Annotated in this window: 19 protein-coding genes and 2 pseudogenes; 15 read left to right on the plus strand and 6 right to left on the minus strand. The window is 48.8% G+C overall.

All coding sequences use genetic code 11. From position 1 onward, the window contains the following. Positions 1-13 precede the first annotated feature (13 nt). Positions 14-916, minus strand: coding sequence for an IS3 family transposase (locus tag VXK30_RS02245; RefSeq protein ID WP_329493117.1), 903 nt, complete (start codon positions 914-916; stop codon positions 14-16). After that, positions 913-1,593, minus strand: a complete 681-nt coding sequence (locus tag VXK30_RS02250) for a helix-turn-helix domain-containing protein (RefSeq protein WP_329493119.1) — start codon at positions 1,591-1,593, stop codon at positions 913-915. The genes VXK30_RS02245 and VXK30_RS02250 overlap by 4 nt, the downstream gene beginning before the upstream one ends. 140 nt (positions 1,594-1,733) lie before the next feature. Between VXK30_RS02250 and VXK30_RS02255 the strand changes: the two genes are divergently transcribed. The 5 genes and pseudogenes from VXK30_RS02255 (at position 1,734) to VXK30_RS02275 (ending at position 7,790) form a co-directional block, all read left to right on the plus strand. Then, positions 1,734-3,995, plus strand: a complete 2,262-nt coding sequence (locus VXK30_RS02255; RefSeq protein WP_329494019.1) for a hypothetical protein — start codon at positions 1,734-1,736, stop codon at positions 3,993-3,995. A 79-nt stretch (positions 3,996-4,074) separates the two neighbouring features. Further along, positions 4,075-6,642, plus strand: a complete 2,568-nt coding sequence (locus VXK30_RS02260) for a DUF4268 domain-containing protein (RefSeq protein WP_275717080.1) — start codon at positions 4,075-4,077, stop codon at positions 6,640-6,642. A gap of 41 nt (positions 6,643-6,683) precedes the next feature. Continuing rightward, positions 6,684-7,102 (plus strand): annotated as a pseudogene (locus VXK30_RS02265) (MjaI family restriction endonuclease). A gap of 17 nt (positions 7,103-7,119) precedes the next feature. Further along, positions 7,120-7,464 carry an MjaI family restriction endonuclease gene (locus VXK30_RS02270; protein ID WP_275717078.1) on the plus strand — a complete coding sequence of 115 codons (345 nt, stop codon included), beginning with the start codon at positions 7,120-7,122 and terminating at the stop codon, positions 7,462-7,464. Further along, entirely contained in the window at positions 7,461-7,790 is a 330-nt protein-coding gene (locus VXK30_RS02275; protein WP_275717076.1) for a hypothetical protein, read from the plus strand. The genes VXK30_RS02270 and VXK30_RS02275 overlap by 4 nt, the downstream gene beginning before the upstream one ends. Positions 7,791-7,832: 42 nt before the next feature. Here the strand turns inward: VXK30_RS02275 and VXK30_RS02280 are convergent, their stop codons facing one another. From VXK30_RS02280 to VXK30_RS02290, 3 genes are all read right to left on the minus strand, one after another. Next, complete coding sequence (locus tag VXK30_RS02280; protein ID WP_275717074.1) at positions 7,833-8,861, minus strand: DNA-methyltransferase; 1,029 nt, start codon at positions 8,859-8,861, stop codon at positions 7,833-7,835. Positions 8,862-8,870: 9 nt separating this feature from the next. Then, positions 8,871-9,101 carry a helix-turn-helix domain-containing protein gene (locus VXK30_RS02285; protein ID WP_329494022.1) on the minus strand — a complete coding sequence of 77 codons (231 nt, stop codon included), beginning with the start codon at positions 9,099-9,101 and terminating at the stop codon, positions 8,871-8,873. A 72-nt stretch (positions 9,102-9,173) separates the two neighbouring features. Further along, positions 9,174-9,341, minus strand: coding sequence for a hypothetical protein (locus tag VXK30_RS02290; RefSeq protein WP_275717070.1), 168 nt, complete (start codon positions 9,339-9,341; stop codon positions 9,174-9,176). Positions 9,342-9,400: 59 nt separating this feature from the next. Here VXK30_RS02290 and VXK30_RS02295 point away from each other — a divergent pair. Together VXK30_RS02295 and VXK30_RS02300 are read left to right on the plus strand one after the other, a co-directional pair. Beyond that, positions 9,401-9,816 (plus strand): annotated as a pseudogene (locus VXK30_RS02295) (iron chaperone). Further along, a complete protein-coding gene (locus VXK30_RS02300) occupies positions 9,813-10,163 on the plus strand; it encodes a DUF2200 domain-containing protein (protein WP_275717068.1) in 351 nt (116 codons plus the stop codon). The pseudogene VXK30_RS02295 and the gene VXK30_RS02300 overlap by 4 nt, the downstream one beginning before the upstream one ends. A gap of 34 nt (positions 10,164-10,197) precedes the next feature. On the opposite strand, the gene VXK30_RS02305 is transcribed toward VXK30_RS02300, so the two are convergent. Next, on the minus strand, positions 10,198-11,148 hold the full coding sequence (locus tag VXK30_RS02305; RefSeq protein WP_275717066.1) for a 2-hydroxyacid dehydrogenase: 951 nt from the start codon (positions 11,146-11,148) through the stop codon (positions 10,198-10,200). Positions 11,149-11,471: 323 nt separating this feature from the next. Between VXK30_RS02305 and VXK30_RS02310 the strand changes: the two genes are divergently transcribed. The 8 genes from VXK30_RS02310 to VXK30_RS02345 all read left to right on the plus strand — a co-directional run bounded on the left by VXK30_RS02310 (position 11,472) and on the right by VXK30_RS02345 (position 23,202). After that, the gene (locus VXK30_RS02310; RefSeq protein ID WP_275717064.1) at positions 11,472-12,749 is read left to right on the plus strand and encodes an ROK family transcriptional regulator; all 1,278 of its coding nucleotides are present in this window, start codon (positions 11,472-11,474) and stop codon (positions 12,747-12,749) included. A 35-nt stretch (positions 12,750-12,784) separates the two neighbouring features. Next, positions 12,785-13,588: a Cof-type HAD-IIB family hydrolase gene (locus VXK30_RS02315; RefSeq protein WP_275717091.1), complete on the plus strand. Its 804-nt coding sequence runs from the start codon at positions 12,785-12,787 to the stop codon at positions 13,586-13,588. Between the two features lie 41 nt (positions 13,589-13,629). Then, complete coding sequence (locus VXK30_RS02320; RefSeq protein WP_275717062.1) at positions 13,630-15,207, plus strand: sugar ABC transporter ATP-binding protein; 1,578 nt, start codon at positions 13,630-13,632, stop codon at positions 15,205-15,207. Then, on the plus strand, positions 15,194-16,441 hold the full coding sequence (locus VXK30_RS02325; protein ID WP_275717060.1) for a sugar ABC transporter permease: 1,248 nt from the start codon (positions 15,194-15,196) through the stop codon (positions 16,439-16,441). The genes VXK30_RS02320 and VXK30_RS02325 overlap by 14 nt, the downstream gene beginning before the upstream one ends. Before the next feature lie 110 nt (positions 16,442-16,551). Next, on the plus strand, positions 16,552-17,619 hold the full coding sequence (locus VXK30_RS02330; RefSeq protein ID WP_329494535.1) for a substrate-binding domain-containing protein: 1,068 nt from the start codon (positions 16,552-16,554) through the stop codon (positions 17,617-17,619). 481 nt (positions 17,620-18,100) lie between these two features. After that, positions 18,101-19,084 (plus strand): carbohydrate kinase family protein, encoded by a 984-nt coding sequence (locus tag VXK30_RS02335; protein WP_275717057.1) that lies wholly within the window; start codon positions 18,101-18,103, stop codon positions 19,082-19,084. 245 nt (positions 19,085-19,329) lie between these two features. Further along, a complete protein-coding gene (locus VXK30_RS02340) occupies positions 19,330-21,726 on the plus strand; it encodes a GH36-type glycosyl hydrolase domain-containing protein (RefSeq protein WP_275717055.1) in 2,397 nt (798 codons plus the stop codon). 60 nt (positions 21,727-21,786) lie between these two features. Beyond that, positions 21,787-23,202 (plus strand): phosphoglucomutase/phosphomannomutase family protein, encoded by a 1,416-nt coding sequence (locus tag VXK30_RS02345; protein WP_275717054.1) that lies wholly within the window; start codon positions 21,787-21,789, stop codon positions 23,200-23,202. The last annotated feature ends 164 nt before the right edge of the window (positions 23,203-23,366 follow it).

Consider the following 23,366-nt stretch of genomic DNA (forward strand, 5'->3'; position numbering starts at 1 on the left):
CGGGCAGCAATTTTTACGCAGCTTTTGCGTACTGTGCATGGAACTCCATGGGTGTCATAACAGACAATCGGCGCTGCAGTCGCCGGTAGTTGTAAAAGTAAATATACTCTGAAATGGCTTGCGTGATCTGTTTCCGGTCGGTGAATTTGCGTCCATAGTACATTTCCCGTTTGAGGATACCCCAAAAGCCTTCCATCGGCCCATTGTCAATACAGTGCGCCACTCTGGACATGCTTTGCTTCATCTTGGCGGCATGCAATTTCGAGTGAAAAGAACGGCTGGTATACTGGTACCCCCGGTCACTGTGAAATAGCGGGTGTGCGTCCGGATTAGCGGCCACGGCAGCATCCAGCGTATTGAATACCAACCTGTTGTCATTATGATCGCCTACGGCATAGGCAACGATGCGCCGGTCGTACAAGTCCAGAATAGCGCTCAGATAAACCTTGCGGATTTCCGGGCCGATGAAATACTTGAATTCCGTTACATCGGTCAACCATTTTCGGTTCGGAGCGTCCGCATAAAATTTGCGGTTCAAATAGTTTTTGGCAATGTATTCCGGCGATGCCGCACTTTTTGTGCACCCGTGCCGACGGTATTTGACGCTGGACTGAATATGAAGTGCACGGTCGATGCGGAGTACTCGCTTGTCGTTGACATGAATGCCATGATGCCTGTCCAACTCATCCCGTATTCTGCGGTATCCCATATCCGTATGCAGGCTATGGATTTTCTCGACCTCGCCTGCGATGAGTTCGTTTTCCAACTCGCGGCTGCTTTTCGGGTGCTTCAGCCATCTGTAATACGCCGAGCGCGTGATGTGCAGAAAGCCGCAGAGTTTCCAAACAGGGAATACCCGTTCCGCAGACAGCGTGCTTACCGCGCCGTAAGCCGCCGGATGCCTGATGAAGCTCAACGTCGCCTCCTCTCCAATTCCTTCACTTTTTTTAACAGAGCGTTCTCCATTTCCAGATCATAGTTTTTCCGTTCAAGCTGAGCAACCTTGTCTCTGAGTTCTTCTTCCGGCGTCCGGCTCGGAAGCGTCCCGGCCCGGTGTCCCCGCCGGTCCTCCAGCCCCGCCCTGCCCATATTTCGGTATTTCCTCGTCCAGGTGTAAACCTGCTGGTAAGAAACTCGATACTTAAGCGCTGTACCGCCGTAATCATTCCCGTTGACGATACACGCTTTTACGATCTCCATCCGTTCTTTCGCGGTTGTATCCCGGCCCTTCGTCATGCGACTCCCTCCCGTATGTATCCTGAAGTCTTCATGACAATTATATACCCTCAGCCAATCCCTGAGCTGCCGGGTATCACGGATTCCGTACTTTTCGCAGATTTCCTGAAGAGAACCTTTCCCAGCAAGATAATCCAAAACTGCCGATAGTTTCGTTTCCTTGCCGTATGCCCGGTCGTGTCCGTGGGTCAGAAACCCCGCAGGCCCTTCCGTCTTGTACCGACTGACCCAACGCGCAATCGTCTTGCAATCTACTCCCGCCTGTTTTCCTGCTTCGCTGTATCCAATTTTGCCTGACAAATACAATTCTACAATACGGATCTTTTCTTCGGCTGTTGTCTTCTTCCTATTCGGCATAATTTTACCCCCAGACTGAAGAACAGTGCTTTTTTATTTCACTGTCCTATCTGGGGGTAGCATATCAATGTTCCGACGGTTTTTCCTTTGAGTATTCGGCGACCTTCGGCCAGGCGATTGCATCGTCCAATGATAAATCATTGTCGGAGCGGTACGCCAAGTGCATTATCTTCGATTACTCCTACAAATATTTCTACGGCGATGGCTACGGCAAGGATTACAACATCATCAACCTGCCGGATGACAGCGACGAGATGAAGCGCAATATATATCTGACTGCTTGCCTTATGTCATATTACCAGCAGAAGAAGCTTTATCTTGCACAAGAAAGTGAATATGTTCCGTTCAATATAGAAAACCCGCTGTTTGTCTTCGTCGGCGCGAGCGTCAATGCTGTGCGCACCGAGCGCGGACGCAAGGTTTCCGATGTGGTGGATATTCTCTTGTTCTTCCGGGACTTCGTTGCGAACACAGCGGTTTCCACAGCGAATATTGAACGCATTATTTCCGGCAACACAGGTTTGCTCGACAGCAGGAACAGGGACATTTTCAGAAACAGCTTTCCGTATCTGACGGCGGTCGGGATGGCACCGGCGGCTATGTACGCGGATATTTTGAAAACCGTGTTTAATTGCGGCTCTCCCGGCAGTATCTTTCATATTGAAAACCTCCGTGGCATCAGCGGCGAAATCCGTCTGCGCCTCGGTGAAAACGAGCCGTTCGGCGTTATCAACGTCGGCGACGATTCGGCGCTTCTTAACTTGTGCGCGGATAATGGCTTCGATACAGACTCCATCGATTTTTCTGATTCGTTGTTCCAGGGTATCACAAAGCCTAATTCGACCATCAATCTGCTCATCGGTTCAAAGAAATTTACCGAGGGCTGGAACTGCTGGCGTGTGTCTACAATGGGTCTTATGAATGTCGGGCGCAGCGAAGGAAGTGAAATCATCCAGCTGTTCGGGCGTGGTGTTCGTTTGAAAGGCTGCAAAATATCGCTCAAGCGGAGCAGCTTCTATAAAAAGGATTTCCCAGAAACCGCAGTACCGAAGCACATCGGCATTTTGGAAACTCTCAACATATACGGCGTCCGCGCAGATTACATGAAGCAGTTTAAGGAATTCCTCGAAAACGAGGGTGTCCCCAGTGAAAAAGGTCAGCCGCTTGTTCTTAAAATGCCAGTAATAAGGAACAAGGCATATAAAAAAAGCGGGCTTTATTCTCTGCGCGTAAAAGGCAATGCGGATTTCAAGAAGTCTGCAGCAAAGCCGTTCTTGCACTTTGAAGCAGGTTTGCCCGTTATCACGCTTGACTGTTATTCCAAAGTTCAGTTTGAATCCTCGCAAAAGCGGAGCACCGGAGAGGTTACGAAAAATGTGGCCGTACTTCACCCGGAGCATTTTGCCTTTTTAGACTATGAAGCGATTTACTCTGAATTGCAAAGATATAAAAGGGAAAAAGCTCGGTATAATGTCAACATCACACGTCAAGATGTGAGAACGCTTCTTCAAAACAACCAGTGGTACAGGTTACTCATCCCCGAAGACGAACTTATCGTGCGAAGCTTTGAGGATTACAAGCGATTTGATAAACTTGCAGTAACCCTTCTTGCAAAGTATTTCGACAGGTTTTACTATGCCGAGCAAAATCGTTGGGAATCGCAGGTCGTTGGATATGACCTTGTGCCAATGGACGACGACAACGAGAACTTCTTGAATGAAGAAAAAGACGAATACAGCATCAGTATAGATGAAACGGCCGAAAATGAGACTGCAATATTGTGGATTCGCAAGGTCATCGAGGAAGTTGAAAAAGCGAAAAAAGAAAAACGGATGCCCAATTTTGCAAATCCTCGTCAAGGCGACATGGAGGTCATCAGCATACCGGCGCATCTTTATAATCCGCTTTTATATTTGGCGGACGGCAATGTGGGAATTGGCATTTCTCCTGTTGCACTAAACGAATCCGAGTCGAAATTCGTAAAAGCGCTTCAGCAATACATTAACGTTCATACTGCGGATTTTGCGAATAAAGAAATCTATCTCATTCGCAACCGCAGCAAAAAAGGTATTGGATTTTTCGATGATGCGGGATTTTATCCCGATTTCATTCTATGGTTGATTGACGGAGGCAAACAATTTATCACGTTCATTGACCCGCACGGTATGGCCAGAGAAGGAATATCCTCCAGCAAGGTTGGATTGTATAATCACTTAAAAACAGACATCGAGAGTTCGCTGACGGTGTCGTCTGTGTCATTAACTTCGTTTATTCTTTCTCCGACGAAATATTCGGATCTGTCGGATAAGAGTGCAACCGCCGAAGAGTGGAACACAAACCATGTGTTATTTATGGACGACAGCGATTACATTGAGAAGCTGTTTGCGGGCATAAAGGGATAACCACATAAACATATGCTTGTTACTTGAGGCAGCACAAGCATTACAGGCCGCAATCATGCGCTGAAAGGAAACCACGAACATGGCTAACGAATTGCATTCATTATCTGTCCTGTTTCAGAACAGGCTTTTCAGAATCCCTGACTATCAGCGCGGTTACGCATGGAAGCGTGAGCAGCTTGCTGATTTCTGGGATGACCTTATGAATCTGCAAGAGGACAGATATCATTACACGGGGCTGCTCTCGCTGAAGCCGTTGTCGAGAAAAGATGTAAAGACATGGCAGAGCGACGAATGGCTGCTCGACAGCGGCTATAAGCCTTTTCATGTGGTCGATGGGCAGCAGCGTTTGACGACCTTTTCCATACTTATGTTCGAGCTTGTTTCCTTTGTTCGCGGTCTGCCGGAAAACGACGGAAAATCCGATGAGGATATTTTTATCGGCTTTGAATCGCTCCGCGACATCAAAGCCAAATACATTATGCGGAAACGACCGCCTCAAAACCTCATTACAACATATCTCTTTGGCTATGAGACCGACAATCCCAGCGCTGATTATTTGAAATATAAGATATTTGAGGAGCCGTTTGGCGGAACCGTATTTGAAACGTATTACACGAAAAACCTGAAATTTGCAAAGGACTTCTTTGCCGAGAACATCGCCTCGCTATATCAGAGCGAAGGCATTGCCGGTATCGAGTGCCTGTATCGTAAACTGACACTCCACCTCATGTTTAATTTGCATGAGATAGAAGACGACTACGATGTGTTCGTTGCATTTGAAACAATGAACAATCGCGGTAAGCGCCTCACAAATCTTGAACTGTTGAAAAACCGTCTGATATACCTGACGACGCTTTTTGATGATGCCCAGCTGGATAGCTGCGACAAAGAAGAACTGCGTAAGGATATAAACGAAGCGTGGAAAGAGGTTTATTATCAGCTTGGCCGAAATCAGGCAGCACCATTGTCGGACGATGAGTTTCTCCGGCACCACTGGATCATGTACTTCACTTACTCCCGTAAAAAAGGCGACGACTACATAAAATTTTTGCTATCCAAATACTCGGCAAAGAATATTTTTGAAAAGGAAGCCCTTCAGTCAACGGATGAGCCAGATCTGCCGACGGCGGATGACGACGCCTTTGACGATGAAGACGAGGCAAACGATGACGAGCAGGAGACCGTCGTAAGATCGAAACTGCAGCCTTCTGAAATCAGCAAGTATGTCAACAGCCTGAAAGAAACCGCCGAATATTGGTATTACACATTCTTTCCTGAAGAGAGCGATACGCTGACTCCCGATGAGAAAACTTGGATAGGCAGACTGAACCGGATAGGCATTGGTTACTTCCGGCCGCTTGTTACGGCGGCAATTATGCCAAATGCCAAAGTTACCGCCGAGGACAGGATAGCGTTCTTTGCCGCAGTGGAACGCTTTATTTTCCTGTGCTTCCGCTTGGCATCTTTCCAGTCCAGCTACATGAGCAGCGTTTACAGCCGCAAAGCTAAAAGCATATATGACGGTGAAATCACGCTCAAGTCGGTGACAGACGAAATAAACGCCCGTGCCGATGAGGATAACCACGCGGCTTTGCTCAACTTTATCGGTCGCAATAACCGACGCTTCAATTCGGGCGACGGTTTCTACGCATGGCGCGACTTGAAATATATGCTCTATGAATATGAATATTCGCTGGGAAAGCAAAACAATTTACAGAAAATCGATTGGCGGCTGTTCAGCACTGTGGAGAAAGATAAGTTTTCGATTGAGCATATTTTTCCACAGACACCTACCGTTTGGTATTGGCGAAATCAGTTCAGGCAGTTTAACGACGCTGAAAAGAAAGCCCTTGCCGGTTCTCTGGGTAATCTTCTGCCGTTGTCGCAGAGCATCAACTCCTCGTTGCAGAACGACTGCTTCAACGATAAAAAACACTCGAAGCCCGGACGCCGTGGCTATGAAAACGGATCTCACTCGGAGATCGAAGTGTCCAAAGAAACCGATTGGGATGCACAGCACATTTACGACCGTGGCATAAAGCTGTTATCTTTCATAGAGAGCCGGTGGAGTGTGTCTTTTGAGGGCGACGAACAGAAAAAGGATATTCTGCATCTTGGCTTCCTTGATGACGGCCGCGAAATTCCGGCTGAGATTCCTGAACCTGTAGTAGCACAGAAAACGGAGCGGGTCTCCACTGCAAATAATTCCGAGTTCTTTACCGATGGTTCTGATCTTTCCGAGAAGCAACTTGCCTTTTGGATTCGCTTCGCTGAATATTGTAAATCTACAGGTCATGAGGATATCGTAACAAGAAAGCCCGCCGGTCAGAATTGGTACGATGTTCCGGTCGATGCGCCTGACTACCACATTTCTTTTACGATTACGCGCGGACACATCGCCCGCATTTTGATATACACATATAACATTGAGGCGTTTCAGCGGCTCGAAAAGCAAAAGGACAATATGGAGTCCCTGTGTGGATTCCAGTTTGATTGGTATTCAAGCCGGAGTACCAGTGTACAGAAGCGCATTATTTATAGCCGTGACATTGACTATTACTCCGCTGAAGAGCAAAATGAGTGCTTTCGCTGGTTTGTGGACTGTTTTGTCAAGCTGAAAGAAGCCCTCAAAACATACGATGCGTAAACGGCAGACCATCTTGCGAGAGGAGATGGAAAGGGATAAAGATGAGTTCATCAGAAGATATTTCTGTAGAAAATTGGGAGGAGTGGTATCTGAAAAAATATCCAGACGCAATCGAAAAAGCAACGAATAAATCCATGAGCAAATTGAGAATTTAAAAGAAGCTATAAAATTAATTGACAGAAATCTGGTGGAAAAATGGGTTCGTGATCTTGTTATTTATAAAACTTATAATGGATTATATGTTCAGCAAGCTATTCTTGCTGAAAAAACCAACAAAACATATAGAATGGCTGCCCCTGAGGAAGAATCAAAAGGTATCGATGGCTTTGTAGGGGTAACTCCTTACTCTATTAAGCCAGATACATATAAAACCATGAGACGCCTTTCTGAAATGATTGATGTCAAGATAATTTACTATGTAAAAACAAAAACCGGGTTGAAAATTGAAATAGAAGAATAATGGCAGGAGGGACGATTATGCCAAAAGCAGAAAAAGAGTTCATACTGAACTACGCGATGAATAGATGGCAATTAAATTTCAAAAAAAATGTTGGCCCAACATCGGATTCTATTCGAACCTGTAATCCGTCTTCGCTTGAAGAATGGAGGAAATATTACTATCAAAATGTACGTTCTGAGGAACACATCAACAATCTTGGACATGCATTATATGGACATATTGCTTCTGAATTGCCCACAGAAGATAGATTTCACCCAAATCTGATTCAATCAATCACCGAGCAAGATTGCATAGATTATATGCATATGGTTGTCATCAACCGCGTTTTTACTGGTTTCATGAAGGAGCGAGGCTTACTATGACTCCTTCTTTGACAATTTCAGGAATACCGTTTTATGATGCGCCGAGTGAGATAGAAGGTTCCCCATATTGGGTTGATCTGTGGACCGATATTAATGGTTATAAAATCGGGCTTCAGGTCAAGCCTTCCACATATAAATCCGCCAGCATATCTATCTACATGGGGAAGGCCCGTTCTTCAGAAGAAAAGGGATACAAAAAATTCCTTCGTGACTTTGGTGGAAAAGTTTTTATCGTTATGCCGGTTAATGGAGTAGTTTCAAAAGAAATAGAAAAAAAGATCGTTGCAGAGCGAAATCTACTTCTAAAACTTCCTCCAAAGAAATAGTCAGCTATTCAAACAGCAATCAAGCGATTTCAGACCGCTTTTTTATTCATAAGAGCATGTAATGACACTGCCATTTTGAGTGACACATGCCACACGATCAATTTTGATGGCGGTTTCCTGCTTTGTCTTAACATAAAATCCATGAGGACCGTTTTTATAACAGCGTTCTCGCTTGTCATCTGGTAGTGTTTCAATAAAGTCAAGATGACGCTTAATGCGGGAATCAATAATAGTATTTAAACTATCAGCGGAAACAGTGATATTTTGCAAAGCAAGAGCAGCGATTTCAGGGTCTATTTCTACACCTATGCTATTTCTATTTGAGGCCATACATGCCAGATTAGTTGTGCCAAGTCCTGCAAATGGGTCAAGAACAGTATCGCCCTCAACAGAGTACATATTAGTCAACCTATATGGAATTTCAAATGGAAAGGCTGCACTGCGTTCTCTGTTTTTTTGTGCAGAAGGTATCATCTGAGAAGTTCCTTTAATTTCCCATAAATCTGAAAACCATGAGTTTCTCTCTTCCCAGAAATAGGCGCTGGATTGTCGAAGTTCTTTTTCTTTACCTTTAAAAATTCTTTTGCCCCCTTTTCTAAATATCAAAATATACTCATGTTCATAAGTTACATACGCTCCAGCCGGATACATTCCAGATCCCATGAATTTATTAGGTGAATTTGATTGCTTCCGCCAAATAATATCTGGCAAAAGAGAATATCCCTTTGAAATGAAATAGTTTATTATCGCAGTATGGTTGGTAAATAAATGAAATTCCCCATTTATAGTACGTGTTGCGTCACCTATATTTATACAAACAAAACCATTATCAATTAGAACTCTATCACACTCTTCCCAAGTCTTGTTTAGCATTGAATGCATTTTGTTAAAGGCATTGAATGCATTACCTTTAGACAGATCTTCTACGATTGATTGGTCTTGTTCTGAAAATAGATTATCCCACATCGCAATCATCGGATATGGGGGAGATGTAACAATTAGATCAATTGATTTGCTATCTATACATTTCATATCGTTGCTATTGCCATCGATTATCTTATGAGTAGTCATGATTAACCCCTATTCAATTATTTCGCCAGTTGATAGCTGGAAGAATTGCCTATGTGTAATATTAAATATTTTACAAATTGAATCAATTTCTTTTTGAGATATGGTGTTCCTTTTTAATTTGGTATTAAAATTCTGTGGCGTTTGCCCTATTTGTCGAGCAAGCTCAGACACACTTATGCCTAACCTTAAACATAGTACCTTAATTTGCTCTGATGTTGTCATAGAACAACTTCCTTTCATCCGTATTTGAACATATTATAAACTATTTATTTTATAATATCAACTATATGCTTTATAATATCGTGCGTTTTTTTATAAAGTAGCATCTACCGTCCCGCCGGACTTGAATTCCACGGTAAATTTATTCTCATAGACGGTGGCTTTCTCAATCAGCCGGCGGACAAGGGATTCGTCATAGGCATCCAGCTCGGCAGGCTGTTCCCGCAGAAATCTGTCCTTGTCGGCTATGCACTTTCGCAATCGGCAGGGCCGACATCACCGATGTGCTCAGCGACACAATGAAAAGGAGTGTGGATAAAATGTGGAAATGCCCGAAATGCGGCCGTGAGTTCAAAAACACGGAACAAGACCACTTTTGCGTGAAACCGAACAGTATTGACGAATACATTGCCGCACAGCCGGAAGATGTGCGGCCCCTGCTGCAAAGCATCCGCGAAACCATCCGCGCCGCCGCGCCAAAGGCCACAGAGAAAATCTCGTGGCAGATGCCGACGTTCTGGCAGGGTGAGAACCTGATCCACTTTGCGGCGTTCAGCACATTGGGCTATACCCCGGCGGCGAGGCTACTGCTGAGTTCGCGGAGCGGCTCGCGGGTTATAAGACCAGTAAGGGGACAATTCAGCTTCCGCTCGACAAGCCGGTCGATTATGAACTCATTACCGACATCGTGCGGTGGCGAGTAAAGCGGGAGGCAAAAGGGAGTGACACTTTATGACAAACGGGCGCGTGTTCAAGATGGCGTTTTCGAGCGTCTACCCGCTGCTTGTCCAAAAGGCGGAGCGCAAAGGACGCACGAAATACGAGGTTGACGCTGTGATTTGTTGGCTGACGGGATACGATGATTCCGGCCTGCAAGCGCAGATTGTGAAAAACATCAATTACGAAACATTCTTTACCGAAGCCCCTCAAATCAATCCGAACGCTTCTAAAATCACGGGCGTAGTCTGCGGCGTTCGCGTAGAGAAAATCGAAGACCCGCTTATGCAGAAAATACGCTGGTTAGATAAACTGGTGGATGAACTGGCAAAAGGAAAACCGATGGAAAAGGTTTTGAGAAGTTGAGTAGTATAGTCTCCATGACCGCGGAGAGGACCGTTTAGTCCACTCTGTTAATTGGCTGTCCTTTAGAAAAAGCACTGATATTGCCTTTGATCAATGATATTAAACGTTGTCTTGTTTCTAATCCCCGCCACCCCATGTGCGGAGTGATGATAACATTATCCATTGTATACAGCGGGCTCGCATCATCTAATGGCTCGACTTCCTGCACATCCAGTCCTGCACCTGCAATTCCATGCTTCCGCAGTACGTCGATCAATGCTTTTTCGTCAATCAGCGCTCCTCGCGCGGTATTGATCAAATATGCGGCCGGTTTCATCATAGCCAATGTTTCCTTATTGATCATATGTCTTGTTGATTCGTTCAAGGGGCAGTTAAGGGAAATAAAATCGCTTTGCTTAAAAACTTCTTCCTTTGTTGTAAAGTGAATTTTCTCTGTATCCGCTCTGGGGGTTCTGGTAGATACTAAAATTTTCATTCCGAGTGCTTGCGCAACTTTGATGATTTCTTCTGCAATATGACCGTAGCCGATCACTCCCAGTGTTTTACCGTTTACTTCTACATGGTCTACCATTAAGTGTTTATGGAAATTATCATGATTTCCCTGCGAAAGCATACGAATCTGTTTCTGCAGGGAGCTTGCTAAATTTAAAATCAAAAGGATTGCCGTATGCGCCACCCTTTCACTGCTATACGCAGGAATGTTGCATAATACGATTCCTTTTTCTCGGACTGCGTCCAAATCGATATTGTTGTATCCCGTTCCGGCTTCGCAGATCATTTTCACACTGTCAGAAAATTTTCTGATGATGTCACCGCTGACTTTCATTTCTTTCGTTACAACGATTGTAAAACCGTCAACCCGTTCCAAAATTTTATCTTCGGGCGTTTCATCATAGATTACCACTTCAGATGCAATTTGTGAGTAGTCGATGTTCCCGTCATAATTTACCAGGCTGGCGTTCAATACCACGGTTCTGTCGTTCATAATGATTTCCCCTTTATATAATATTTGATTTTTTTAATTCCTCATATCCATATTGTACCGTTTTTCATCAGGCATTACAATCATAATTCTTGCACATTCATAATCTGTTGAACAGCTCTTATGAGCGAAAAAGAAGCAGGTGGTTTCAAGCCACCTGCTTCTTTTTTACTCCCTTTAGCAATTTGTTTGATTTGCTCTCCCTGTAGCAGCAAGTTGGCGTATTGGCCTCACAAGCGGATGATTTGGAATATAAATACAAAAATTATTAACTTTAATAAAAAATACTTGACATATTGATGTTCATCAATTAATATATTAACAGAGTGAATGAATTAACATCGTGTATACAACCTAAAGCGAGAAAAGGACGGCTAACGAAAATGACAGGTGCTATAGGCAAAAATAATAGTGATTTGACTGAAATGAATCGTTCCGCTGTTGTAAGAATATTACAGCAGCAAGAGGTGTGTTCCCGGGCGGACATTGCCAGACAAACGGGTCTTACCCAAGCGGCTATTACAAAAATAGTAGCGTCGATGATGGAAATGGGCATTGTATCCGAGGCGGGAATTATAACGGGCAGCGGCGACAACCGCCGTTCTATAGGGCTTAGGCTGAACGCTGATAAGCATCAAATCATTGGGGTAAAGTTTGCAAGACAGATGTTCGCAGTAGGCGTGTTCGATATTTCAGGTAAAATATACGTCCACACCGAAACGAAGTATCCGTTTGAGGAAGATCCCCGAAAGGTGCTTTCCGCTATGAAAAAGCAGATTCACGAAATGCTGGATAAATATGAAAATGTAGTTTCCATCGGCCTTGCCGTTCCGGGGCCTTATCTGAGGGATGAAGGCCGCATAGCGGTAGTAACCCAGATGTCCGCCTGGCACACGGTCAATTTTATTGAGGAATTCAAGGAAGAATTTAATAAGCCTGTTTTTATAGAGCACGACGCAAACGCGGGCGCGTTGGCTGAATGGTTATTTGGGGGGCATCCCCAACCGCTGCACACGCTGGCCTATTTTTTGGTAGGTGACGGCGTGGGTGCCGGTATTATTGAACGTGGCCGCCTTTTTCTGGGGGTGCAGGGCACCGCATGTGAAACCGGGCATATTAGCGTGGACGTCCACGGCCCGCGCTGTGAATGCGGGAACTATGGCTGCCTGGAAATGTATTGTTCGGCTCCGGCCATATTGAAGAAAGTGAAGGAGCGTGTGCCGGAATGCCTTCCCGGAGGAAACCCGCAGAGCAGCGACGCCTGCGCCGCCCTTTTTGAAGCGGCCCGTGCCGGCAGTCAAAAAGCGCTGGATGTGGTGCGGGAGACAGCGGAATATATCGGTTACGGCTGTGTTACCCTGATAAACGCCTATAACCCCGACATTATTATCATTGGCGACGTCGTATCTCAGGGAGGGGATTTGCTGCTGCCTGTTATTCAGGAAGTGGTAAGGCAGCGCGTTATTCCCGAGCTGCACACCAAGGTGCGGATCAGAATATCTGACCTCAAGGTGGATCCCACCCTTTATGGCGCAGCCGCCACAGCAACGGACAAGGTATTACAACTGCCCAGTAAGTTTTCGGCGGCCGGCAAAAGGGGGTAAGATAAATGACTGCTCCCGAAACAATGCAATATAAAATGGTCTTTTGCGATATTGACGGGACGCTCATAGACTCAACAAACCGTATTTCCCCGGGGACCAGGCAAAAAATACAGGAACTCTATCGTATCGGGATCCCTTTTATACTTGTTTCGGCGCGTATGCCCTCGGGAATTTTACCTCTGCAGCGCGAATTGGGAATAAAAGCGCCCATTGTTTGCTACAGCGGCGCACTGATCCTCAATGAACGCGCGGACCCGGTGAGAACGGTTGGTATCGACCGTGAAAAAGCGATTCTTATTGATGATTTTGTCAAAAGAAATTGGAAGCATGTTTGCTGCAGCGCTTATTGTCACCATGACTGGATTTCAGACAATATTCATGACAAATGGATTCTGCAGGAACAAAGCATCACGGCATCAGTGCCCAAAGAAGGCAGGATTTCTGACTTTATCCCACAAAATGGGCATATACATAAGCTTTTGTGTATGGGGGAAGCCGGGGCGATCGCGGACCTCAACAATGCACTTAAGGAGAATTTCGCGGGTCTTTCCGTTTACCGTTCCAAAGACACCTATCTTGAAATTATGGACGGAGCTGTCTCAAAATCCGGTGCGGTCAAATATCTTTGCAAGGCCTATGATATTCCCATGGAAGCTACCGTATCCTTCGGTGACAATTTCAACGACATGGATATGCTGCTCGTTACAGGTACCTGCTTTGCGATGGGAAACGCGCCTGCAGAGGTAAAAAGGCAGGTGCGGAATGTGACGGCGGACAACGACCACGAAGGGGTGCTCGCGGGACTTGAACGGTTAAATTTTGCAGAAAACCGCAGATGAATTTTGCTTGCGAAAATGCAAGCGTATGGGGGAGTGTAGTTATGGAACGTCCCTTCATCCTGCAGATGCAGGGTATTACCAAGCTCTTTCCGGGTGTGCGTGCACTCGACGATGTGACGCTTGAAGTACGCCAGGGTGACATTCACGCAGTTTGCGGTGAGAATGGTGCGGGAAAATCCACCTTGATGAAAGTCCTTTCCGGTGTTTATCCTCACGGTTCTTATGAAGGCAGGATTATCTACATGGGTAATGAAATTGCTTTCAAGGATATCAAAGAGTCGGAGAGAGCCGGTATCGCGATTATTCACCAGGAGCTGACCATGATTCCGGAGCTGTCCATTACCGAAAACATATTTCTGGGAAACGAGACAGTCAATCACGGGTTGATTGACTGGGACGCTGAAAGGCGATATACGGTAGAACTGCTCGAGAAGGTAGGACTGACCGTTGATCCCGGCACTTTGATTAAGCACTTGGGCGTAGGCCAGCAGCAATTGGTAGAAATCGCGAAGGCGCTTTCCAAAAACGTCAGGCTGCTGATTCTCGATGAGCCGACCTCCGCGCTCAACGAGACCGACTCCGCCAACTTGTTCGATCTCATGCGGGGCCTGAAAAGCAGGGATATCACCTGTATCATGATTTCGCACAAGCTCAACGAGATCGCGGCGATAGCCGACGCGGTCACGGTCATCCGCGATGGCCGTACCGTGGAAACTTTCCACGTCAAAGAGGGACAGATTGACGAGGACCGCATTATCCGCGCTATGGTAGGGCGCTCTATTGAAAACCGCTTTCCCGCCCATGAATCGAATCCCGGCGAGGTGATTTTCGAAGTGTCCGACTGGCGTGTGGAAGACCCCGATATCCCGGGCCGGCTGGTTTGTAAGAACTCCAGCTTCTTTGTCAGAGCCGGAGAGATCGTGGGCTTCGCCGGCCTTATGGGCGCGGGGAGAACAGAGCTTATGCGGTCTGTCTTTGGGCGAAACTATGGTGTCTACCTCGGCGGGTCTATCAAAATCAAGGGCAGGGAGGTCCGCGTTACCTCGGTTTCCTCCGCCATCCGTCAGGGTATCGCCTATGTACCCGAGGACCGCAAGAATTTGGGACTTAATCTGTTGGACAGCATCCGCATAACCACTGTTTCGGCAAACCTAAAGGCGATTTTGCGCGGAAGGCTGCTTGATCTGGATAAGGAATTTCAGGTTGCCGAGCAGCAACGCTCCTCTTTAAACGTCAAAACGAACAGTGTGAACAGCGGTGTGTCCACCTTGTCCGGAGGAAACCAGCAAAAGGTTGTTCTGGGAAAGTGGATGTTCACAGAACCGGATGTTCTGATTCTTGACGAGCCGACCCGCGGAATTGATGTGGGCGCCAAGTACGAAATCTATCGTCTGATTCAGAAGCTTGCGGATCAGGGGAAAGCGGTTATCATCATTTCCTCCGAACTGCCCGAGCTGCTTGGTATATCGGATAGAATCTACACCGTTTTTGAGGGCGGCATAACGGGCGTGTTAGACCGTCAAGAGGCCAACCAGGAAAAACTCATGAGAATGATGACAAATACCTCCAAATTGGATTCCAACCCGGAAAGGACGGAAATGCTTTATGAGATATCTTAAAAAAGTACTTGGCGGTGGAATGCGGCAGTACAGCATGGTGATTGCCTTAGTGGCACTTACCTTCATCTTTAATATTGCTTCGGGAGGGAGAATGATTACCTCCTCCAACTTTCAGAACCTGATATCCGGTAATGCGTATGTGCTGGTGCTGGCAATCGGGATGCTGATGGTGATTGTGATCGGACAGATCGATCTGTCCGTCGGCTCGGTAGCCGGTTTCTCGGGAATGGTGATGGCTCTTTCGGCACGGGATCTTGGATGGCCGTGGTGGCTCGCGGTGCTTCTCAGCCTCGCAATCGGCGCCGTTGCCGGAGCGTGGCAGGGGTTCTGGCTTTCCAGGCTCGGTATTCCCGGCTTTATTACAACATTGGGCGGCATGATGATTTTCCGCGGCGGCGTCATCTGGATTTCAAAGTCCATCTCGGTGCCGGCACCGGCGGAACTCAAAGTGTTCGGCTCGGGATATTTGCCCGACTGGGGCCCTGCTTTTACAGGAATGAATAACTCGACATTGCTGCTGGGGATCATCGCGATCGCCGCTTTCGCCTTTACACAACTGCGCCGTCGCAAGCGTTCGGCAAACCTGACCGGGACAACAGAGGAGCTTTGGCCGGTGGTGGCCCGGATTATTCTGGTCGGTGTCGTCCTTGGTTACTTAACATGGATTTTCGGCACAGGGCGTCCCGGCACATCATTCCCCGTCCCAGGCCTGATCCTCGTAATTTTGGTCATCGTCTACCACACCATCACCCAGCGAACCAGATTGGGCCGCCATGTCTACGCTGTCGGAGGCAACAAAACTTCGGCTGCACTGTCCGGCGTCAATGTCCAGAAAACCTATTTCTTCACTATGCTGAATATGTCCCTGCTTGCGGCTTTGGCTGGAATCATGTTTGTAGGCCGGTCAACCGCGGCCGGCCCGTCGGATGGCATCGGATGGGAAATGGACGCCATTGCGTCGGTCTTTATCGGCGGCGCGGCCGTTTCTGGTGGTGTCGGAACCATTTTTGCCACAATGGTCGGCGGACTGGTAATGGCCGTTCTCAACTCCGGACTGATGCTCATGGGTGTCGGTGCTGACCGCACTCAGGTTATTAAAGGCCTGGTGCTGCTTGCCGCGGTTGCTTTCGATGTTTTCAACAAGCAGCAGGGCCGTCCATCCATCATAGGAAGATTATTTCCCACAAAGGAAGGCAAACCTCAGGAAGCTAACCCTGCCAGCAGCAATTCCTGAAAGACTGATGGCCGGGCCTTGCATATTAGTCGAAGGACTTAAAACAGGAGGTTAATATGAAAAAGAAAAAGTGTCTGTCTCTGATTCTCGCAGCATCGCTCGTCATGGCAATGGCACTGACCGGCTGCGCACAGCAAGCCGCAAGCTCAGCCCCTCCGGCTGAATCTGTTGCTTCAGCCCCCGCTGCCTCAGGCGGTGCCGGATTTGCCGCAGACGCAACCATCGGCGTTGCGCTGCCCTGGCTCGGCACCCAGAACTGGAAAGAAGCCGATGAGATGTTCAGAACCCAGTTGGAAGCTGCGGGCTTTAAGGCAATCGTCCAGCACGCTGACAACAAGGTTACCCAGCAGCAGCAGCAGATCGAGTCTATGATTCAGAACGGCGCCAAAGTGATCGTCGTCGGCCCTGTCGACGGCTCACAGCTTGGAGCGGTTCTGGAAGAAGCGAAGGCGGCCGGCATCAGCGTCATCGGCTATGACCGTCTCATTGAGAACACCACCGGTATTGACGGCGTCGTGCAGTTTGGCAGCGTCAAGACCGGCGAACTGCAGGGGCAGGCGCTGCTTGACGGGCTGGCTGCCCAGAAGGGCAAGGGTCCTTACAACATCGAGCTGTTCGGCGGCGGACCTGCCGACCCCAACGCTCCAAACTTCTTTAAGGGTGCCATGGAAGTGCTCCAGCCCAAGATTGACGACGGTACGCTGGTTGTCGTATCCGGCCAGACCGATTTCACCCAGTGTGCCACTATGGACTGGGATAACTCCAAAGCTCAGGCCCGTATGGATTCCCTTCTCTCCGGCTTCTACTCGAAGAAGGAAATCGACGGCGTTCTCTCTCCCAATGATGGCATCGCCCGCGCGATCATCACCGCATCCGAGCAGGCCGGACAGAAGATCCCCGTTGTTTCGGGTCTTGACGCCGAGAACGAGTCTGTTGAGTGGATCTGGTCTGGCAGACAGTATTCCACCGTAGCCAAGCCGACCGACCTTCTGGTAGGCAAAACGATGGAAATCATCAAGTCGCTGCAGACAGGCACAGGGATGCCCGCACCCACTGCAACCGTGAACAACGGCAAAAAGGACGTCGGTGTCTATGAGCTCGCTCCGCTCGTCGTCACAAAGGAAAATGCAAAAGAGGTATTCGCGAATGACGCCGGCCGTTTGGCACTGTTGAAATAGGAATCCTGAGAAGCTGTATGCGTAAGTGAGAAATGCCGACAAGAGGGTCCTTTCAAGCTATGAATACAGGTTCTGGCTCTTATAAAGGGACGGCAAAGGAGATTCCTTTGCCGTCCGATTCGCAGACGCGAAAATTTTTGCTGAATTGAGCATTCATATGAAATTGCAACTGCCAGATGACATTGCTTTGGGCGCAGCGATTGAACTGCCTGAGAAAGTTCCGGACAATAGAAACAGAATTGAAATCGGCACTCCTTTTGTGCTAATATAAAGTTAAAAGTTTTCATTGCTGATTCGTATTTCATGAAGATCGGCGGAAAATTTACCGGGTTTTATCCGCGGGTACGCAAAGCGTGCATTTGACTGTGAATCGGAGCAACGGCCGCTGCTTGCGGGCTTCTGTGGCAGAACCGCCGCAGACTTCAAAGGACTGCTGTCATTTTGAAGCTGCTCGAGTATAAATTTTTTCGGGAGTGATTGAATGTTCGATTTAGTCGCGTTGGGTGAGCTGCTGATTGACTTTACATACCACGGCAGAAGCGAAAATGGGATGCGTCTGTTTGAGCAAAACCCCGGCGGTGCGCCCGCAAACGTACTCTGTGCCGCTTCGAACTTAGGCTTAAGCACTTCGTTTATCGGCAAGGTGGGCAAGGATATGCACGGAGATTATCTGCGCAGGGTGCTTGAAGAAAAGGGCGTCGACACCGGCGGGCTGATCAGTGCGGAGGATGTGTTTACGACGCTTGCATTTGTTGAGCTGTCGGAAACAGGAGAGCGCAAATTCTCGTTTGCACGCAGGCCCGGTGCGGACACTTGCCTTTCAGCGTGCGAGGTTAAGCGTGAGCTGACAGAGGGATGCAGGATCTTCCACTTTGGCTCCCTCTCGCTGACCGATGAGCCGTCGCGTTCCGCGACAGTAGAAGCGGTTAAAGCCGCGAAAAAGGCGGGAGCCATCCTCTCTTACGATCCGAATTACCGTGCGCCGCTCTGGAAAAGCGAGGACGAAGCCGCCGGGATCATGCAGAGCGTCCTTCCTTTTGCGGACATTGTAAAAATCAGCGACGAGGAAGTCGGGCTGATTACAGGTGAATCTTCTCCCGAGGCTGCCGCCGGGTATCTTTTTCAAAAGGGAATTTCCTGCGCGGTGGTCACGCTTGGCAGCAATGGCGCCTATGCCGCAGTGAAAGGCGCGTCTGTGCTCGTTCCCGTTCCCGATGTTCCGGTGGTTGACACCACAGGCGCCGGGGACGCATTCTGGGGCGGCTTCCTTTATAAGCTGGCTTTGAGCGGGCTTCGCCCCGGTGAGCTTGGCGAAGCACAGCTCCGGGATTTTACCGGATTTGCCAACGCGGTCGCCTCGCTGTGCGTTCAAAAGCGCGGAGGGATACCGGCGATGCCCACAATCGACATGGTCAGGGATTTTCTCACCGAAAAGAAAATGCCGGTGAATAAACCCGGAGCGTAAAAGCAATTTTGCTTTTACGCTCTTTTTCTTAGAGAATAACTGAATCATGAAAAGACGCCGGCCCAGCCGGCGTCTTTTCATATTACTATGCTTTGTCGGATGATTGGGCATGCATAGGGGCGCTTGCTCCGCTCTCTGTGAAGCTACACAAGAATATACAATTAAGTACAATATCTGTTATTTATTCAGCCTCGGATCTGCTCTATAATTGATTCAGAATAGAAACTGAAGGAGAATTGGAGAGAATGAGGTACGGCTATTTTGATGATAAAAAGAAAGAATATGTCATTGATCGCGTAAACACACCGGTTCCCTGGACGAATTATATCGGTGTAAACGATATGTGCGCTGTTCTCAGCCAAACCGCGGACGGTTATGTTTTTTATCAATCTCCGCAGTACCACCGCATTACGCGTTTCCGCCCGAATGCGCCGGTCAGCCGCCCCGGCCATTATGTGTATCTCCGCGACGACGACACCGGCGAGTATTGGAGCATTTCGTGGCAGCCTGTCGCGAAGGACCTGACCAAAGCGAAATATGAATGCAGGCATGGGCTTTCCTACTCGAAATACCGCTGTGATTATCGGGACATTTCCGCTTGCCAGACGGTGTTTATTCCTCTGAACGAGCCGGTCGAATTGTGGGATGTGGCATTGAAAAACGACGGGACACGGCCGCGCCGTCTCAGCGTTTATTCTTACCTTGAGTTTTCGTTCCACCAGATCGATATGGACAATCAGAATTTTCAGATGAGCCTGTATGCCTCGGGCTCCAGTTATGCCGACGGCATCATTGAATATGACCTCTATTATGAAGAATCGGGGTATCAGTGGTTTACCTCCAGCTTTGAACCCGACGGGTTCGACTGCCTGCGCGACCGCTTTTTGGGCGCCTACCGCGACGAAAGCAACCCGATCGCGGTCGAAAAAGGGGAATGCTCCGACAGTTTTGAAAAAACAGGCAACCACTGTGCCGTCCTGCAGAAGAAACTTGTTTTGCAGCCGGGGCAGGAGGTGCGGCTCACTTTTCTGTTGGGGGACGGAAAACGGGAGGCAGCCGTCCCTGTGAGGAGAAAATACTCCGATCCGGTCAATGTGGACAAAGCGTTTGCCGACCTCGCGGCTTTCTGGCAGGAAAAGCTCGGCAGGCTGCAGGTCAGCACTCCAAATCAGGGAATGAACACCTCGTTAAACATCTGGAACCTGTATCAGTCCGAAATCAACATTCTGTTTTCACGGTTTGCCTCGTTTATTGAAGTGGGCGGCAGAACCGGCCTGGGCTTCCGTGATACTTCCCAGGACGCGATGACCATCGCCTCCTCCGATCCGGAAAAGTGCAGGAAGCGCATCATCGAGCTTTGCCGCGGCCTCACACGGCAGGGCTACGGGCTGCACCTGTTTCAGCCGAAGTGGTTCGACCCCGAACTCCGGGGAAAACAGCAAAGCTTCCAATCCCCGACGGTGGTTCCCACCCCCGGCAGGGAGGAAATAATTCACGGAATCAAGGACGCCTGCTCGGACGACGCGCTGTGGCTGGTTGCCGCAATCAGCGAATACATTAAGGAAACAGGGGAAGTTTCCCTCCTGGAGGAAACGGTTACCTACGCCGACGGCGGGGAAGATACGGTCTATCAGCACATGATGCGGATCCTTGACTTTTCCGATCAACAGGTTGGCGCCACCGGCATCTGCAAGGGGCTTCGCGCTGACTGGAACGACTGCCTGAATTTAGGCGGCGGGGAAAGCGCGATGGTCTCGTTCCTGCACTACTGGGCAATCCGGCATTTTCTTCATTTGTCCCGGTTCATCGGAAAAATGGAGGAGGCGGAAAAATATGAAAAGATGGCTGCAAAGGTGAAAAAGGCATGTAACGATCACCTGTGGGACGGGGAGTGGTATATCCGCGGGATTACCGCCGGCGGCAGGAAAATCGGGACCCATAACGACCGGGAAGGCAAGGTGCATATCGAGTCCAACACCTGGGCGGTTTTCTCCGGCGTGGCCGACCGTGACCGCGCGGTCACGGCGATGGATTCCGTTGACAAATACCTCTATACGCAATATGGATTGATGCTCAATGCGCCGTCCTATACAAAGAGCGACGACGAAATCGGGTTTGTCACGCGGGTGTATCCCGGCGTTAAGGAAAACGGTTCGATTTTCAGCCATCCGAATCCGTGGGCATGGTGCGCCGAGGCGACCCTTGGGCGGGGCGACCGGGCAATGAAATTTTACAATGCCCTGCTGCCCTATAACCAGAATGATGAAATAGAAGTCCGGCAGTCGGAACCCTATGTTTACTGCCAGTTTGTAATGGGAAAAGACCATACCGCTTTCGGACGGGCAAGGCACCCGTTCATGACGGGCTCGGGCGGCTGGGCGTATTTTGCCGCAACCCGGTACCTTCTTGGCATCAGACCGGATTTTGACCGTCTGATTGTCGACCCATGCATTCCAAAGGATTGGGGCGGCTTCGACGTTACCCGCGTCTGGCGCGGCGCTGTCTATGAAATCCATGTAGAGAACCCGCGCGGCGTCAGCAAGGGAGTGAAAACAACGGAGCTGGACGGAAAAAGCGTTTCCGGCGGGATTCTGGTGCAGAAAGCGGGAACACGGCACCGGGTACATGTCGTGATGGGATAAAAGGAGTCGGCGCTCGCCGTGCAGAGCGGTTTTGTGTACGGAGAAAAGTGCGGTGAAGATATGATAAAATTTGGAACAGGCGGCTGGCGCGCAGTCATCGGCGAGGAATTTACCAAAGCGAACGTCCAGCTGTTAACGGCCGCGATCGCCCAAAAGCTGAAAGCTCAGGAGAAAACAGCAAATGGATTCGTAATCGGGTATGACCGGAGGTTCCTGTCGGAAGAGGCGGCCAAATGGGCTGCGGAGGTAATGGCGGGGGAGGAAATCCCCTGCCGGCTGATCGACAGGGAATCGCCCACTCCGCTGATTATGTTTGCGGTGCAGTATTATGGGCTGCCTTACGGCATGGCGGTCACCGCCAGCCATAATCCTGCCATTTATAACGGGATCAAAGTTTTCATGAAGGGCGGACGCGACGCCGATGAAATTCTGACAGGGGAACTGGAACAGTACATGAGGGACATCGACCCGGCTCAGATCGGGCGGATTCCGTTTGAAGACGGGGTAAGAAACGGCAGAATCGAGCTGATCGATCCCATGAATCAATACATTGACAGCATCATCCGTTCCATTAACATGGACGCGATCCGGAGCCGCGGCCTCAAAATCGTACTGGACCCGATGTACGGGGTCAGTAAAACGGCGCTGCAAACCATTCTGCTCACGGCGCGGTGCAATGTGGACGTCATCCATGAGCGGCACGATGCGCTGTTCGGGGGCAGACTGCCCGCGCCGAACAGCAAAACACTTGCCGGGCTGATGAATTATGTCGAGGAAAATCACTGCGACATCGGAATTGCAACCGACGGCGACGCGGACAGGCTCGGTGTGATCAACGACAGGGCCGAGTTCCTCCATCCGAACAAAATTCTGGCCATGCTCTATTATTACCTGATGAAGTTCAAGGGATGGCACGGGGCGGCGGTGCGGAACATTGCCACCACCCATCTGCTTGACCGCATTGCCGAGGATTTTGGGGAAACCTGTTATGAGGTTCCGGTGGGATTTAAATATGTTTCCTCAAAAATGGCGGAAACAAACGCGATTATCGGGGGAGAATCCTCCGGCGGGCTTACCGTTCGCGGACATATTCAGGGCAAGGACGGCATTTACGCGGCTTCGCTGCTGGTGGAAATGATCGCGGCCACGGGCCGCAGGCTGTCGGAAATATACAATGAGATTACCGATCAATACGGGAGCTGCGAAATGGAGGAGTGCGATTTTCGGTTTTCACAGGAAGAAAAAGAGAAAATAACGGAAATCCTGCTTCAGGATAAGCTGCTGCCGGAATTTCCGTACGAGATCGAAAAGGTATCTTACATGGACGGCTGTAAGGTTTATTTTAAAAATCAGGGCTGGATTATTGCACGCTTTTCCGGTACGGAGCCGCTGCTGCGGATTTTTTGCGAGATGCCTACCCTCCAGGCCGCGCGGGAAATTAGCGATGTTTTCAAACAATTCCTTTCTCTTTCATAACTACTCCTGAAGAAGGCAGCCGCAAATTCCGGCTGCCTTCTTGAAAAGACTATGTTATAATTGGACATATAGAATGATATTCGTACAAGGAAATCTACAGCAATTCCATTTCAGCTTGCGAGACAAAACACGTCACTCCCCCGCCGAAGACGGGGGAGTGACAC

This window comes from Caproiciproducens sp. CPB-2 (assembly GCF_036287215.1).
Lineage (GTDB): Bacteria > Bacillota > Clostridia > Oscillospirales > Acutalibacteraceae > Caproiciproducens.

What these genes read in the sequence shown, in the direction of transcription:
- VXK30_RS02325 (WP_275717060.1), top strand. Translation starts at nt 15,194, where the DNA reads ATGAGATATCTTAAAAAAGTACTTGGCGGTGGAATGCGGCAGTACAGC.
- VXK30_RS02335 (WP_275717057.1), top strand. Translation starts at nt 18,101, where the DNA reads ATGTTCGATTTAGTCGCGTTGGGTGAGCTGCTGATTGACTTTACATAC.
- VXK30_RS02340 (WP_275717055.1), top strand. Translation starts at nt 19,330, where the DNA reads ATGAGGTACGGCTATTTTGATGATAAAAAGAAAGAATATGTCATTGAT.
- VXK30_RS02275 (WP_275717076.1), top strand. Translation starts at nt 7,461, where the DNA reads ATGACTCCTTCTTTGACAATTTCAGGAATACCGTTTTATGATGCGCCG.
- VXK30_RS02285 (WP_329494022.1), bottom strand. Translation starts at nt 9,101, where the DNA reads ATGAAAGGAAGTTGTTCTATGACAACATCAGAGCAAATTAAGGTACTA.
- VXK30_RS02300 (WP_275717068.1), top strand. Translation starts at nt 9,813, where the DNA reads ATGACAAACGGGCGCGTGTTCAAGATGGCGTTTTCGAGCGTCTACCCG.
- VXK30_RS02315 (WP_275717091.1), top strand. Translation starts at nt 12,785, where the DNA reads ATGGTCTTTTGCGATATTGACGGGACGCTCATAGACTCAACAAACCGT.
- VXK30_RS02250 (WP_329493119.1), bottom strand. Translation starts at nt 1,593, where the DNA reads ATGCCGAATAGGAAGAAGACAACAGCCGAAGAAAAGATCCGTATTGTA.
- VXK30_RS02260 (WP_275717080.1), top strand. Translation starts at nt 4,075, where the DNA reads ATGGCTAACGAATTGCATTCATTATCTGTCCTGTTTCAGAACAGGCTT.
- VXK30_RS02280 (WP_275717074.1), bottom strand. Translation starts at nt 8,861, where the DNA reads ATGACTACTCATAAGATAATCGATGGCAATAGCAACGATATGAAATGT.
- VXK30_RS02330 (WP_329494535.1), top strand. Translation starts at nt 16,552, where the DNA reads ATGGCACTGACCGGCTGCGCACAGCAAGCCGCAAGCTCAGCCCCTCCG.
- VXK30_RS02320 (WP_275717062.1), top strand. Translation starts at nt 13,630, where the DNA reads ATGGAACGTCCCTTCATCCTGCAGATGCAGGGTATTACCAAGCTCTTT.
- VXK30_RS02270 (WP_275717078.1), top strand. Translation starts at nt 7,120, where the DNA reads ATGCCAAAAGCAGAAAAAGAGTTCATACTGAACTACGCGATGAATAGA.
- VXK30_RS02305 (WP_275717066.1), bottom strand. Translation starts at nt 11,148, where the DNA reads ATGAACGACAGAACCGTGGTATTGAACGCCAGCCTGGTAAATTATGAC.
- VXK30_RS02345 (WP_275717054.1), top strand. Translation starts at nt 21,787, where the DNA reads ATGATAAAATTTGGAACAGGCGGCTGGCGCGCAGTCATCGGCGAGGAA.